Source organism: Blautia massiliensis (ex Durand et al. 2017) (assembly GCF_001487165.1).
GTDB lineage: Bacteria > Bacillota > Clostridia > Lachnospirales > Lachnospiraceae > Blautia_A > Blautia_A fusiformis.
In genome coordinates, this window is sequence record NZ_LN913006.1 from 1,703,831 (window position 1) to 1,717,921 (window position 14,091).

At 45.0% G+C, this 14,091-nt stretch carries 13 protein-coding genes and 1 pseudogene; 6 read left to right on the forward strand and 8 right to left on the reverse strand.

Annotated elements, in window-relative coordinates; translation table 11 throughout:
- Positions 1-194: 194 nt before the first annotated feature.
- Entirely contained in the window at positions 195-1,595 is a 1,401-nt protein-coding gene (locus BN3261_RS08845; protein ID WP_021652983.1) for a sodium-dependent transporter, read from the reverse strand.
- Between the two features lie 221 nt (positions 1,596-1,816).
- Here BN3261_RS08845 and BN3261_RS08850 point away from each other — a divergent pair, with 221 nt between their 5' ends.
- On the forward strand, positions 1,817-2,545 hold the full coding sequence (locus tag BN3261_RS08850; RefSeq protein WP_021652982.1) for a helix-turn-helix domain-containing protein: 729 nt from the start codon (positions 1,817-1,819) through the stop codon (positions 2,543-2,545).
- 63 nt (positions 2,546-2,608) lie between these two features.
- On the opposite strand, the gene BN3261_RS08855 is transcribed toward BN3261_RS08850, so the two are convergent.
- Genes BN3261_RS08855 through BN3261_RS08865 form a run of 3 tightly spaced genes read right to left on the reverse strand, consistent with a single transcriptional unit; the run spans position 2,609 to position 4,793 of the window.
- On the reverse strand, positions 2,609-3,457 hold the full coding sequence (locus BN3261_RS08855; RefSeq protein ID WP_059086910.1) for a 4Fe-4S binding protein: 849 nt from the start codon (positions 3,455-3,457) through the stop codon (positions 2,609-2,611).
- A 7-nt stretch (positions 3,458-3,464) separates the two neighbouring features.
- Positions 3,465-3,617, reverse strand: coding sequence for a CD1871A family CXXC motif-containing protein (locus BN3261_RS08860; protein WP_044962403.1), 153 nt, complete (start codon positions 3,615-3,617; stop codon positions 3,465-3,467).
- 27 nt (positions 3,618-3,644) lie between these two features.
- Entirely contained in the window at positions 3,645-4,793 is a 1,149-nt protein-coding gene (locus BN3261_RS08865) for a TlpA family protein disulfide reductase (protein ID WP_059086046.1), read from the reverse strand.
- Positions 4,794-4,998: 205 nt separating this feature from the next.
- Here BN3261_RS08865 and BN3261_RS08870 point away from each other — a divergent pair, with 205 nt between their 5' ends.
- Positions 4,999-5,676: a response regulator transcription factor gene (locus BN3261_RS08870; RefSeq protein WP_022426717.1), complete on the forward strand. Its 678-nt coding sequence runs from the start codon at positions 4,999-5,001 to the stop codon at positions 5,674-5,676.
- Entirely contained in the window at positions 5,673-6,839 is a 1,167-nt protein-coding gene (locus tag BN3261_RS08875; protein WP_022426718.1) for a sensor histidine kinase, read from the forward strand. Before BN3261_RS08870 ends, BN3261_RS08875 begins: the two co-directional genes overlap by 4 nt.
- A 35-nt stretch (positions 6,840-6,874) precedes the next feature.
- On the opposite strand, the pseudogene BN3261_RS08880 reads toward BN3261_RS08875, so the two are convergent.
- The 4 genes and pseudogenes from BN3261_RS08880 to BN3261_RS08895 all read right to left on the reverse strand — a co-directional run.
- Positions 6,875-7,819 (reverse strand): annotated as a pseudogene (locus tag BN3261_RS08880) (MFS transporter); the annotation flags it as partial.
- Between the two features lie 202 nt (positions 7,820-8,021).
- Positions 8,022-9,146 (reverse strand): DUF362 domain-containing protein, encoded by a 1,125-nt coding sequence (locus tag BN3261_RS08885; protein ID WP_015527270.1) that lies wholly within the window; start codon positions 9,144-9,146, stop codon positions 8,022-8,024.
- Positions 9,147-9,286: 140 nt separating this feature from the next.
- Positions 9,287-9,754, reverse strand: coding sequence for a DUF2284 domain-containing protein (locus tag BN3261_RS08890; RefSeq protein WP_059086047.1), 468 nt, complete (start codon positions 9,752-9,754; stop codon positions 9,287-9,289).
- Positions 9,755-9,819: 65 nt separating this feature from the next.
- Positions 9,820-10,692, reverse strand: coding sequence for a LysR family transcriptional regulator (locus BN3261_RS08895; protein WP_021976645.1), 873 nt, complete (start codon positions 10,690-10,692; stop codon positions 9,820-9,822).
- Between the two features lie 155 nt (positions 10,693-10,847).
- Here BN3261_RS08895 and BN3261_RS08900 point away from each other — a divergent pair, with 155 nt between their 5' ends.
- From BN3261_RS08900 to sdaAA, 3 genes are read left to right on the forward strand one after another with little or no spacing between them, the layout of a single operon-like run.
- Positions 10,848-12,068, forward strand: coding sequence for a dicarboxylate/amino acid:cation symporter (locus BN3261_RS08900; protein ID WP_021652178.1), 1,221 nt, complete (start codon positions 10,848-10,850; stop codon positions 12,066-12,068).
- A gap of 5 nt (positions 12,069-12,073) precedes the next feature.
- Entirely contained in the window at positions 12,074-12,742 is a 669-nt protein-coding gene (gene sdaAB / locus BN3261_RS08905) for an L-serine ammonia-lyase, iron-sulfur-dependent subunit beta (protein WP_059086048.1), read from the forward strand.
- Positions 12,743-12,762: 20 nt separating this feature from the next.
- On the forward strand, positions 12,763-13,632 hold the full coding sequence (gene sdaAA, locus BN3261_RS08910) for an L-serine ammonia-lyase, iron-sulfur-dependent, subunit alpha (protein WP_015527274.1): 870 nt from the start codon (positions 12,763-12,765) through the stop codon (positions 13,630-13,632).
- Positions 13,633-14,091 lie beyond the last annotated feature (459 nt).

Here is a 14,091-nt window from a genome sequence, read left to right on the forward strand (position 1 = left end):
GAAATTATCAAATTATTTTTTCACTTTTAAAGTGAGTTAAGTCTAATTTTCTGAATCATTTCCGTTCTATGTATTAGTTTTCTCTCCAACATTCGTACATATCTTTTTTCATCAAATCCTCTGTTATTTAATCGTATCTTGTACCGGTCATCCGTTAATGCGACTGTCCAGACGCCATAAACATATTACCACACTTATGAAATCAAATCTGCAAATCCTGTAGATACCAGGAATAATATCAGCATTACAACCGGCACTACATAACGGATCATAAAGCGATATAACCCTGCCCGTTTGAAGTGTTCCCCATTTCGTTCCACTTCTCCTATGATCCAGTCAGGGCCGATCACCCAGCCGATCAGAATGCTTGTCAAAAGTGAGATAAACGGCATCAGAAAACTGTTGCTGATATAATCCATCACATCCAGAAGCTGTCCAACGGAACCATTTGGCAGTTTAAGTTCAAAATACAGTTTGTTATAACCAAGGCAGATCAGTACTGCTGTAACAAGAGAATAAATTCCGACAGCACCACACATTTTCTTACGTGGTTTATGATAAAGTTCCATGCAGTTTGCAACCAGTGTCTCCATGACAGACACGCAGGAAGTCAGTGCCGCAAATCCCATCATCAGGAAAAATGCAATTGCCACCGGACGGCCAAATACTCCCATGGCATCAAAAACCTTTGGCAGTGAGATAAATATCAGGCTTGGGCCGGAAGCCATTCCATCCTTTCCGAGAAATACAAAAACAGCCGGTATGATCATCATTCCTGCAAGAAACGCAACGCCGGTATCAAAGATCTCAATCTGATTTGTTGCTTTATTTAAATTAACTTCATTTTTCACATAAGAACCATATGTAATCATGATTCCCATAGATACACTTAAGGAAAAGAATAACTGGCTCATCGCATCCAGAAGGATCTCCAGGAAGCGTTTTACCGTCAATCCATGAAAATCCGGTTTGAGGTAAACAGCCAGCCCCTGCATACCGGTGCGGACAGTTCCATCCGTATCAGTATGGGACAGTGTCAGTGAAAAAATGGCAATGATCACGATCAGAAGAATCAGCCCCGGCATAATGATCCTGGAAAACTTTTCGATTCCCTTTTCCACACCACGAAATACGATCCAGGCAGTCAATGCCAGAAAGATCAGCATAAATACAACAGGTGCAATATCTGATGTAATAAATGATGTAAAGTATACATCTGAAGCCGCATCTTTCCCATCAGAAATAATATAAGTAAAAAAATATTTTACAATCCATCCACCGATAACAGAATAATAGGTCATGATCAATGCCGGAACCATAAACGTTAAATGTCCTAAAAATTTCCACTTTGGATCAAGAGATTCAAAAGCCCTCAATGCATTTTTCTTTGTCTTTCTCCCAAGTGCTACATCCGTTGTCAACAGTACAAATCCAAAAGTCAGTACCAGTACCAGATAAACCAGCAGGAAAAGTCCTCCGCCATCTTTGGCACAGAGATATGGAAATCTCCAGATATTTCCAACTCCTACTGCACTTCCGGCTGCCGCCAGGACAAAGCCTATTGAGCCGGAAAAGCTACTTCCTTTTTCTTTCATTTCAATTTCCCCTCTTCAAGTATATATTTGATATAGGCTGAAACCTTCAGCCTAACAGCCATATCTTACCTTAAATAAAGATAAGTGCAAATGGCAGAAGTTTCTTTTTACGAAATTTTATTCCAAAAAAGTTTCTTACTACTTTACAAAATACCGGTTTTTCCGATATAATCGTATACAATAAAAATTAATAAGAAAAATAGATAGTATGAGGAAACAAAATGAGTAATTTTACCTGTTATGTAGGTGAACAAATAAGAAAATACCGAAAAGCCGGAAAGATGACTCTGCAGGATCTGGCAGATGCCATCCATAAAAGTCGAGCTACCGTATGCAAATATGAAAATGGAGATATCTCCGTTGATATCGAAACTTTATATGAGATCAGCCAGATTCTCCAGGTATCTATGTCCCAGCTTACCACTGGTCTTCCTGAAACAGCCAGTAAACCGTCCAATGCACCGGGAAAAGGACAAAAAAGCCCATTTTTTCAGGCACAGCGGCTATATTTTTACTTTTACGATGGACGCTATCAGCGTACGAAGGATGGCGTCATCGATATTTATGAAAAAAAAGGCGAATCCGGAAAATACGAAGCAACCTTAACGATCTGTTCTGTTTCTGCCAACGGAAGAAGCAGTGAGATTTTTTACACCGGAAAAGTTCTTTACAGTGATATGCTGATCCGTTTTTCCTTTGTAAATCAGTATAACCCACTGGAAGAAGATCTCCTGTACATTTTTAATCCTCTGGAGCTTCGAGATTTTACAACAGGACTTTTGTGTGGGATTTCCAGTGCGGATCTGATGCCCTGCGCATTCAAATGTGTGATCACTTTAAAACCACAGGAGCTTACCGAAGCGTTCCGCCACCAGCTGCTTTTTACAAAAAAAGATCTGAAGCGCTGGGAACAGCTGAATATGTTACTGATAGATAATATGGAAAAGTAGTTTTCTGCAAAAAACGGTACACCTTATATTTTATAAGCTGTACCGTTTTCGTATTTTTCTGTATCAGGGTTTGCCTGCAAACCCACACCGGATCGCCTGTGTCGGACATATCTTTTTACATCTTCCACATCGGATACATTCTGTACTGTTTGGATTTTCCGTCGGATCGACCTCCATCTGGCAGATATTTCTGCATTTTCCGCAGTGAACACATTTTTCTTTATCTACTCTGTAACGAAAAACGGAAACTTTATTAAATACCGAATAAAAAGCTCCCAACGGGCAGATATACTTACAGAATGGCCGGTATATCATAATTGATAAGATAATGGTGATCACCAGGATCGTATTTTTCCACATGTACAGCCAGCCTACTGCACTTCGCATGGATTTGTTCAGCAGCACCAGAGGGATACCTCCCTCCAGCGTTCCTGCCGGGCAGATCAGCTTGCAGAAATATGGTGCTCCCTGGCCCATGATATCTACTACAAACATGGGAAGTATGATCACAAATACAAGAAAGATCACATATTTCAGTTTTCGCAGAAGCTTATCTCCCCGAAATGTCCGAATCTTCTTTGGAAAAGGAATCTTGTTCAACAAATCCTGGATCAGTCCAAAGGGGCAGAGAAATCCGCACACCAGTCTTCCAAGCAACGCTCCTACAAAGATCAGAAATCCAGCTACATAATATGCCAGCTTGAAGTTCCAGCTTCCGATCACAGCCTGAAGGGAACCAATGGGACAGGCCCCTCTTGCCCCGGGGCAGGAATAACAGTTCAGCCCCGGAACACAGACATTTTTCAGTTTTCCGGTATAGATCTTTCCAGTTATAAAGCCTGATATGTGACTGTTTGTAAGGGCCGCCCACAATGCCTGGATTCCATGCCGCGGCCATTCATTTATTTTCATCTTCTTATTATCCAATGCCAATACACTCCATACAGATGTTGATCGCTTTTGTAAAAACTACAGATGCCTCACCTCTGCAGATTCCCAATATCATCAGTAAAATTCCAAAAACTGCCAGAGCAGGTCCGATCCACCTGGATTCTGTTATTTTCCGAATCATTTTTTCACTCTCCGTAATGATCATCTTCTACTTTGAAACGTTTTTAAGCTCTTTTTCCACGATTTCCTTCCATTCGTCCAGTGTATGGCTTCCTGTATAGGTATCGCCTACAATGTTTCCATCTTTGTCAACAAAAAATGTTTCAGGAAATGCGGAAATCCCCTGCAGACGGCCGTTCATCATAGTAGTATCCGGTATCAGGAACGGATATTCTGCTTTTGTTTTTTCCTGAAGAATGCCTGCTTTTTTTACTGCCTCCTCGTCCTGATTTCCCTTTTCATCTGTAGTATCAAGCACCACGCCTGCTACTCCGACGCCTTTATCTTTCATTTCTTTATAAAGCTCCTGAAGTTCCGGAATCTCTTTTACACATGGTGAGCACCAGGTTGTAAAAATATTTACCAGCGTCAGGTCATAGTCACTGAATACTTTTTCTGTATATGTTTTTCCATCTATTCCTGTTGTTTCAAATTTTCCTACAGATTTTACATCCTCCGGGTTGACGCTGGTATCCTGAGGCTGTTCAAACACGGAAATATTCTGATACGGTGTCATTTCCGTAATGTCGGTTTTGATCTTTTCCAGCTCCTTTGTCAGCTTTTCATCTGCATCTTTGTTGGTGCTCAGATAATATTTGTATTTCCCGTCACTACTGCTTCCAAGCTCTTTATGCTCTGTACAGCCAGTGATCTCATCCAGCTTTTTCTGTGAAGCTTCGTCATAAACACCAATTGTACCAATTCTGTCCAGACCTGCCACCCAGTCGTCATATCCTGTTCCCATCTTCTGTATTTCGGCGTTTTTCTGTTCCTCTGTCATTTTGCTCCAGCTTATATAGGCATATGTCACTGCATTGGTCTGATTCTCAAAATCTTCCGTGGTAAGCATTGCAATGCTCTGATCCTTGATCTGCTTTAACAGCTCCTTTGAAAGTGAAAGCTTCAGTCCCAGAAACGGATATTCATAAGAATCCTGTGCCTTGCAGGTTACGTCGGAAGGCTTAAATGTACCTGCTACCAGATCTGATGAAACTGCCTCTCCATCCACCGCCATTGCCTCTCCGATATCTGCTGTTTCCGTGCTTTCTGCCGCTGTTACCGGCACACTTCCTAATGCAGATATTCCTAATACCGCTGCTGCCATAAGTGCTGTTATTTTCTGTGTTCTTAATTTCATTGTTTATATTCTCCCTTCTGATATCACCGGCCCATATCCGGAACCGGCGTATATTTTATATGTTAATTTTGTTCTCTATAGCCTTACTATATCATCCCCTGTATAAAATCTCTGTTAAGAAATAAAAAAATTTACAGGAATTTTATGCTATACATGATATGATAGATAACAAAGCAAAATCAACTGTTTTTTAGGAGAATTTACTATGCATATATTGATAATCGAAGATGAAAAGCAGCTTTGCCAGTCTATTGCGGAGGGGCTTCGCATGGATGGCTATGAAGCGGACACATGTTTTGACGGGGATGAGGGACTGGAATTATGTCTGGTGGAAAATTATGATCTCATCCTTCTTGATCTGAACCTTCCAGGCGTTGATGGGCTGGAAATCCTGCGCCAGTTTCGGGAATCCAATACTTCCACTCCCGTTTTGATCCTATCTGCTAGAGGACAGATCCAGGACAAGGTTGAAGGGCTTGATCTCGGTGCCAATGACTATCTCACAAAGCCTTTTCATTTTGAAGAGCTGGAGGCACGGATCCGAAGTCTGACACGAAGGAAATTTATCCAGCAGGATGTATGTCTGCAATGCGGACGTATCAGCTTTGATACCCGTACAAGAAAGGCCAGTATCGATGGACTTCCTCTTTCTCTGACCCGAAAGGAAAGTTCTCTTCTGGAATATTTCCTTCTTCATCAGAACCGTATCATAAGCCCGGAAGAAATGATCGAGCATATCTGGGACGGAAGCGTCAACAGTCTCAGCAATTCCATTCGTGTCCACATTTCTTCTCTTCGAAAAAAGCTGCGCACGGCTCTCGGCTTTGATCCAATACAGAATAAGATCGGCCAGGGTTACATTTTAACGGAGGATATAAAATGAAAAAAATAACCGGAAAGCTATCTCTTCAATGGCGTCTGACACTGATCACCGCACTGCTTATGACAGTCACCTGCATTCTGATGTATTTTTTTATCAGCCAGTCTGCAGTTGCCGGAATGGAGAATCTGGGAGATTACATGATACGGATCGATAACACAGACTCTGCTCCCATCACCTTTAATATGGATCCCTCCGTCTTATTTCCGGAGCTTTCCGATCAGCTGCAGCTAACAAAAAAACTGTTTCTCACCAAAGGACTCATGGTAACAGGGATCATCATCCTTCTCAGCAGCATCTGCACTTATTTTATCAGCCGTCAGGCATTACTTCCGCTTCGCAGACTCAGCCAGGAGGTAAACCAAATAGAGGTCCAGAACCTTTCAGAGGCTCTTGAAGTTCCTGCTACCAATGACGAAATTTCCCGCCTGACAATTTCATTTAACAAAATGCTCGCACGCCTGGATGAGGCCTTTACTGCACAGAAGCAGTTTTCTGCCAATGCAGCCCATGAGCTTAGGACTCCTCTTGCCGTTATCCAGACAAATCTGGAGGTCTTTGCCCGCAGGGAAACACCTGCTTTAAAGGATTATCAGGAGATTTTTTCCATGCTCCAGGAACAGACCGGGCGACTTTCCCATTTGGCTGAAATCCTCCTAGATATGACCGGTGTACAGACTGTTGAACGTTCCGAAAGGATCTCTCTGGCAGCACTGACGGATGAGGTTTTCTGCGACCTGGCTTCTGTAGCGGAACAGAAGGATGTTGAACTGATCCAGCAGGAGGGGGACTGCATTATTACCGGAAGCTATCTGCTGCTGTATCGCGCTGTGTACAATCTTGTGGAAAATGCGATCAAATACAATCACTCCGGTGGAAAAGTAACCGTAAATATCCATCCTTCCGAAGAAATAACAGATACATCCACCTCTGTCAATTACGTCTTTCTTGAAGTCTCCGACACCGGAATCGGCATTCCTCCTGAATATCAGGAAAAAATCTTCACCCCGTTCTTCCGTGTGGACAAATCAAGAAGCCGTGCTATGGGAGGTGCCGGCCTGGGGCTTGCACTTGTCAGCGAAATTGTCCGACAGCATAACGGACAGGTAAAAGTACTGGAAAGCAGCAAAAAAGGCAGCATGATCGCAATCATGCTGCCAGTCTGAACATTGATGCCGCCGTAGCAGCCGTACATCAGCACAACAGCAACCGTTACTGCCAGGGATTTTGATACAGCGAGAACTCCCATAGCGATCACTGCCACGATCAGCACTCCTTTGATGCAGACGATCCTTCCCACTTTATCTGCCAGTGTCGGAAGCACCAGTCTTGCTCCCGCATTGACAATGGATCCAAGCATAACGGCGCTGACTGCCACTGCCGACGGGATCCCAAGGTCGATCTGGTGGGTCTGAGATACCGGTGAAACCATAAAATAAGAAATCAGTCCAAAGAACATGGTCGCAAGAAGAAGATAAAAATTTCTTGTACGCATCATCTCTCCGGATGTATACTGCTTCATCTCCGATGTCCCGGACTTTGCCGCAGAGCCACCTGCGTTCACCAGTCGCTTATCGGGTGCCTGAAAAAAGATGCCGCACAGGATCCAGGAAACTGCGATGGCTGCCCCAATGATCAGAAAGGTTTTCTGCACGCCCTCTGCCTCCAGCAGCTTTCGACTCAGCGGCGCCAGGAAAAATCCGCAAAGTCCGTTGGCAGTTACCACAACGCCGGAAGCAAATCCGGTACGGTCCGGGAACCATCTCTGCACAGTTGCCAGGATCACCGTGTAGATCATTCCCTGTCCAAATCCCTGCATCACGCCATAGGACAGATACATAGGAAGCGGTGTAGGAACGATCAGAAATGCGGATGCCAGGATTCCTGCCGCAAAGATCCCGCCTCCGATCCATACAATCGTCTTTTCCTTAAAGCGGTTCTGCATCCTTCCGCCTATGATATTTCCGAATACAAAGGTGCTCAGTGCCAGATAAAAGCACATGGATGCCTGTCCCTGGCTCCAGCCTGCCTGCTCCATCACATAGGGCTGGTAAATAGAGCATACATGAGGATATCCGGTAAAAAAGATTGCAAAAGCTCCGAATATCATAGTCAGCAGACGCTGTTTTTTCTGTATTCCTGTCATAATTTCCTCCTCTGAAAAAGATTTCAGGCCTGCTCTATATTCTCTGCTCACAGAATGCAGCCTGTTTCTGTACACACGATCTGCACGTTTTCCTGCACATTAGCTCCGCTTATTACGTTTTTTCATTTTATATTTCTTTATTTACGCAAAAAGCACGCCATGTAACAGGCGTGCTTTCGTGATTTTATATGATTTCTGTTGCTTATTTGATTATCTTCAGCTCATATTCCCTGGTTCCCAGACCGATCTTTTCTGCCTGATCCAGGGTTGCCTTCCACTCAATATTCGGATTGGAATCCTTAAAGTGGTCATGATGACAGTGCCATCCCGGCTCTGCCAGATGCTCTCCAAGCTGGCTGTTGGCGATCGGTGTTGCCTTCAGGCAGGCATCTGCACAAGCCTGATCCAGTGCAACCGGGTCAAAGCTTGCGAACATTCCGATATCCGGAAGGATCGGCGCATCATTTTCACCATGGCAGTCACAGTTAGGGCTGATATCCTGTACCAGTGCAATATGGAAATGAGGACGTCCGTGACAGACAGCCTGTGCATACTCTGCCATCTTGCGGTCAAGAAGCTCGTTTGCACTGCTATTCGGATTGTATACGGCATCATAGCTGCAGGCCCCGATACAGCGGCCACAGCCTTTGCATTTATCGTAATCGATAACTGCTTTCTTGTTTACATATGTAATCGCATCACTTCCACACTCTTTCGCACAACGGCGGCAGCCACGACAGACATCTTCATGGATGGCCGGCTTTCCGCTGGCATGCTGTTGCATTTTTCCGGCACGGCTTCCGCATCCCATACCGATATTCTTCAGAGCACCGCCAAAGCCGGTTGTCTCATGTCCCTTGAAATGGCTGAGACTGATAAAAATATCTGCGTCCATGATAGCATGTCCAATCAGGGCAGTTTTGCAGTATTCTCCGTTTACTACCGGAACTTCTACTTCATCGGTTCCTCGAACTCCGTCACCGATGATGATCTGGCATCCGGTTGTGATCGTGTTAAATCCGTTAAGATTTGCACAGTCCAGATGCTCCAGTGCGTTCTTTCTGCTTCCCGGATAAAGGGTATTACAATCTGTCAGGAACGGCATTCCGCCCTGCTCCTTACAGAGATCTGCTACTACCTTTGCATAGTTCGGACGAAGGAATGCCATATTTCCAAGCTCTCCGAAATGCATCTTGATGGCTACGAATTTTCCATCCATATCGATATCTTTGATTCCTGCGGCAACGCAGAGTTTTTTCAGTTTGTCCAGCTGGCTGGTTCCCACCGGACAACGAAAATCAGTGAAATAAACTGTTGATTTTTCCATTCTGGTTTTTCTCCTGCTGATTCTTTTTATGTAATTACATTTATTTAAACTCTACACGTTTTTTCTGTTTCTGTCAACGGATACTCGCATTCGTAAAACTCCATCTATTTCTCCCATATTCCTTTACAAAATCCTTCATCTTACCCACGGAAAAGAACCTGGGAAAAATAACGGATCATTCCGTCGCTGGTCCAGCATAGCATTCCTGCAGCGTCTGCCATTTTCTGTGCATCCACACAGTAAGCGGACATGCAGGAATTATGTTTATAAGGTCCCGCACTCATGATCAGAAGATCAGTTATTCCCTCTTCTTTCATCTTCCCTGCCAGCTGTTCTGTCAGTTTGTTATGAGCAAGTTTTGCCTTTTTGTAGTCCATAAGGCCATCCTGCATTGTCTGGAGTATCAGCGTTTTTTCATATTTCAGCGCATGCTCTTTCATCTCCTCTACAGTGCCGCTCTGTGGTGGACATGCCGGGTTTTTATCATAATTCCCGCAAAGATTGTCCTCGCAGAAAACCCGGTATTCCGGCACAAATACAAGCTGATCGGTACTTATGACCGCTGCGTCGGAAAAACCAAGAGCTTTTGCTTCTTCAATAAGATTCATTTTTTTCTCTCCTGTGTTTTTCTTTTATAGTGCCACATTTTATTTGTTTTTACAAGCTCTGACTTTCACTCTGCCGCCAGACGGATAAACTCCTCCATCTCTCTCGTCTTAAACTTATTTTTATGGTAAAAGATCTGCCGGTACATGGATATCTCCACATCTTCCACATGTAAAAGGGCAATTCTTCCTTTCCGGATATCCCGCTCCACAGCCAGATAGGGAAGAAAGGAAAGTCCGTGGTTCTTTTCCAGCATGCGGATGATAAAAGCGGTATCGCTGATCTCCAGTACCGGTGACAGGGCCTGCTTCTTAAGCGCCAGCTGCTGATCCAGGGCCTGGCGATAATTGGCATTCTTTTCCGTGAGAAAAAAAGGCTCTTCCAGGATATTCTCCATCTTCAGCGTCTTTCCCGCAAACTCCGAATCTGCAGAGGCCACAAATACTACCGGCTCCGCCTTCTCCATGACCTTCACCCAGTTCTGGTCCCACCTTGGGGTATCCAGTATATAAATAAGATCCAGCCCGTTATGCTCCATCATCCGTATCAGCTGCTCCGGTGTATCAATAGTCACCTGCATATTTACTTTCGGGTGAAACTCACGAAATTTGCTGAGAACAGCCGGAAGCTTTGCTGTGCAGAGAGATTCAATCGTCCCGATATGTAATGGATTTTTCAGTTCCGCATCATCATTCATTGACTTTTTTGCTTTATTTACGTCATATAAGATCCGGCTTGCATGCCCCATAAACTCTTTTCCGGACGGAGTAAGCACCACACGCTTTCCGGTTCTGTCAAAAAGTCTTGTTTCCAGCTCATTTTCCAGAAGACGGATCTGGACAGTGATCGCTGACTGAGTGTATCCCAGAACCTCTGCTGCCCTGGAAAAGCTCTGAAGCTGTGCTACATGTACAAACGTCTCCAACTGACGGATTTCCATGATTTTCTCCCTTTTACTATGAAATTTTTTCATCGTGATGATGAAATCTGTGAATTTGCCTTATTTTTATGTCAATGTTACAATACAATCACGAGGACGTCAATCGTATTTTTGTGCAAAATGAATAAATTCATACTTCGGAGGAAAGAATCCAAATGGAAAAGAAAAAAATCAAGATCGGACTTGTGCCGAAGCTGATCATTGCCATCATCGTAGGTATCCTGTTCGGCCAGTTCCTTCCGGAAGGCTTTTGTCGCTTTGTTGTAACCCTTTCCGGATTTTTCAGTACCTTTCTGAAATTTGTCATCCCGCTGATGATCCTTGCCTATGTGACCATGGGTATTGCGGATCTTTCACAGGGTGCAGGGAAGCTTCTCCTGATCACAGTGGCTCTGGCTTATGGCTCCACTCTGATCGCAGGTTCCGCATCCTATCTGGTATCATCCAGCCTGTTCCCGCACTTTATGAGTGAAGGTGCACTGGATCAGATCGCAGCTACCGCAGACGCATCCCTGACACCGTTTTTCTCCATCACACTGGAGCCGGTCATGGATACTCTTTCTGCTGTTGCTCTTGCCTTTGTCATGGGACTGTGCCTCTCTTCCATGCGTGGAAAAGAAATGGGAAACAGCCTTTATAACGGAATGAGTGACTTTTCCAAGATCATTGACAAGGTCCTTCATACCATTATCATCCCGCTGCTTCCGCTTTACATCTGCGGAACCTTCACAGATATGACTATTTCCGGAAAAACCTTTGCCATCTTAAGCATCCTCTGGAAGGTATTCCTTGTTGTTATCATCATGCACCTGATCTGCATTACGATCCAGTTTGTGATCGCAGGTACTGTCAGCAAAAAGAATCCTTTCACTCTGATCAAAAATCAGATCCCGGGATACACAACTGCTCTGGGAACCCAGTCTTCCGCAGCTACCATCCCGGTCAATCTGGAATGTGCAAAAAAAGACGGCGTGTGCGAGCAGATCCGCAACTTCGTAGTACCGCTCTGTGCAAACATCCACATGGCCGGTTCCATGATCACCATCACAGCCTGTGCTACTGCAGTCTGCCTTATGAACCAGCTGCCCATCAGTCTTGGGATCATCGTTCCGTTCATCATGACTCTCGGTGTTGCCATGGTTGCATCTCCCGGTGCTCCCGGTGGTTCCATCATGACTGCCCTTCCATTCCTTTACATGGTATTCGGAGCGGAAGCCGGGGATCCGGACGGTGCCATCTGTGCTATCATGGTTGCCCTTTACATTACCCAGGATTCCTTCGGAACTGCCTGCAATGTATCCGGTGACAACGCCATCGGCGTGATCGTTGACACCATTTATAAGAAATTTATTGCAAAAACACCACAGGAGAATTAAGCAAAATGTCTTTTATCAGTGTATTTGACGTTATGGGTCCCAACATGATCGGTCCTTCCAGTTCTCATACCGCAGGGGCTGCACGCATTGCTTTCCTTGCCCAGAAGATGATCACGCCGCCCCTGAAAAAAGTGGAATTCATCCTTTACGGTTCCTTCGCCAGAACATACAAGGGACACGGTACAGACCGTGCCCTCCTTGGCGGGATCATGGGCTTTTCCACAGATGACATGCGTATACGGAATTCTTTTGACATTGCCAGGGAACAGGGGATCGACTTTTCCTTTACTCCAAATGAAACAGAAACCGATGTCCATCCCAACACTGTCGATATCCACATGGTTAATGACCAGGGACAGGAAATGACAGTCCGGGGGGAATCGCTGGGCGGCGGCAAGGTCCGTATTGTGGAGATCAACCACGTGAAAGTGGATTTCACCGGCGAATACAGTGCCATCATCGTGATCCATCAGGATACTCCCGGTGTTGTGGCCTACATCACCAGATGCTTAAGTGAACGTAACATTAACATTGCCTTCATGCGCCTCTTCCGTGAATCCAAAGGAACCACAGCCTATACGATCGTGGAATCCGACGGTCATCTCCCGGAAGATATCGTAGAAAGCATTCACCGGAACACCAACATCCATGATGTCATGGTTGTTCAGATGTAGGGAAAAGGAGGATGTGTTTTATGGATTTCAAAAATGCCAAGGAACTTCTTGCTCTCTGCCAGGAAAAAAAGCTTCCGATTTCCGAAGTAATGCGCCAGCGTGAGATCCTTCTCGGTGAAACCACTGCTGAAATCGTGGACCAGCGCATGGACCGTGTTCTGGAGATCATGAAGGATGCTGCTTTTTCCCCTATCAAAGATCCGGTGATATCTATGGGCGGACTGATCGGCGGTGAAGCCCGAAAGCTCTGCGAATTTCATGACCTGGGAAAAAGCCTGTGCGGAAATGTTCTCGGAAAGGGGATCACCTACGCTATGGCAACCCTTGAGACCAACGCTTCCATGGGACTTATCGTTGCCTCTCCTACTGCCGGCAGTGCCGGGATCGTTCCCGGAATGATGCTTGCTCTTCAGGAGGTCTATGGCTTTTCCGATAAAAAAATCCGCCAGGCACTATTTAATGCAGGCGCGATCGGCTATCTTGCCATGCGTAATGCAACAGTTGCCGGTGCTGTTGGCGGATGTCAGGCTGAGGTCGGAATCGCTTCCGCAATGGCTGCTTCTGCTGCTGTGGAACTTCTTGGCGGTACACCTCTTCAGTGTACTTATGCTGCTTCCACGGTTCTTATGAACATGCTTGGACTTGTGTGCGACCCTGTAGGCGGCCTGGTGGAATATCCCTGCCAGAACCGTAACGCAGCCGGTGTTTCCAATGCCCTAATCGCAGCGGAAATGTCACTGGCCGGTATCCCCCAGTTCATCCCGCTGGATGAGATGATCGATGCCATGTATACTGTGGGCAAAAAGCTTCCTGCAGAGCTTCGTGAAACTGCTCTCGGCGGTTGTGCAGCCACACCGTCCGCCTGTGAAAAGTGTCATCTTTGCAGTTGAAATGCAACTATGGCAGAGAAAAAGCAGTTGGATATCTTATGCCCCATTTGTTGCACAGCTCTATATTGAATAATAACTTCATAGTTTGCTCAGTCAGATAATAAAACGGAGAATTCCTTAAATTTTTCTTTCGGGAATTCTCCGTTTTCTTTTGGGCATGCGGACATTTTACAGCCCTGCTGTTTTTTCTGCTGCCAGCTTCTGATTTTCTGGTTCTATTGGCTCCGGACCTCTGTTCTGACTTCTGAGCCGGAGCATCCTTTTTGGGATTCTCCTTCTCCTGCTCTTCTTGGTCCTGCTCGAATCCATCTTTAATGGATTTCTGTTTTTTTCTTATTTATTTCTTTGATTTCTTTTTTGTCATGTCTGCCTTATCTATTATTTTTAGTTTTCGTGTACATCTTATATATTATACTGGCCACATGCTATTTTTCATCAAATCAACGTAAAACTATTGTT

Excerpts from the sequence above, each read along its gene's own strand:
- BN3261_RS08845 (WP_021652983.1), bottom strand. The coding sequence starts at position 1,595 with ATGAAAGAAAAAGGAAGTAGCTTTTCCGGCTCAATAGGCTTTGTCCTG.
- BN3261_RS08850 (WP_021652982.1), top strand. The coding sequence starts at position 1,817 with ATGAGTAATTTTACCTGTTATGTAGGTGAACAAATAAGAAAATACCGA.
- BN3261_RS08855 (WP_059086910.1), bottom strand. The coding sequence starts at position 3,457 with ATGAAAATAAATGAATGGCCGCGGCATGGAATCCAGGCATTGTGGGCG.
- BN3261_RS08860 (WP_044962403.1), bottom strand. The coding sequence starts at position 3,617 with ATGATTCGGAAAATAACAGAATCCAGGTGGATCGGACCTGCTCTGGCA.
- BN3261_RS08865 (WP_059086046.1), bottom strand. The coding sequence starts at position 4,793 with ATGAAATTAAGAACACAGAAAATAACAGCACTTATGGCAGCAGCGGTA.
- BN3261_RS08870 (WP_022426717.1), top strand. The coding sequence starts at position 4,999 with ATGCATATATTGATAATCGAAGATGAAAAGCAGCTTTGCCAGTCTATT.
- BN3261_RS08875 (WP_022426718.1), top strand. The coding sequence starts at position 5,673 with ATGAAAAAAATAACCGGAAAGCTATCTCTTCAATGGCGTCTGACACTG.
- BN3261_RS08885 (WP_015527270.1), bottom strand. The coding sequence starts at position 9,146 with ATGGAAAAATCAACAGTTTATTTCACTGATTTTCGTTGTCCGGTGGGA.
- BN3261_RS08890 (WP_059086047.1), bottom strand. The coding sequence starts at position 9,754 with ATGAATCTTATTGAAGAAGCAAAAGCTCTTGGTTTTTCCGACGCAGCG.
- BN3261_RS08895 (WP_021976645.1), bottom strand. The coding sequence starts at position 10,692 with ATGGAAATCCGTCAGTTGGAGACGTTTGTACATGTAGCACAGCTTCAG.
- BN3261_RS08900 (WP_021652178.1), top strand. The coding sequence starts at position 10,848 with ATGGAAAAGAAAAAAATCAAGATCGGACTTGTGCCGAAGCTGATCATT.
- sdaAB (WP_059086048.1), top strand. The coding sequence starts at position 12,074 with ATGTCTTTTATCAGTGTATTTGACGTTATGGGTCCCAACATGATCGGT.
- sdaAA (WP_015527274.1), top strand. The coding sequence starts at position 12,763 with ATGGATTTCAAAAATGCCAAGGAACTTCTTGCTCTCTGCCAGGAAAAA.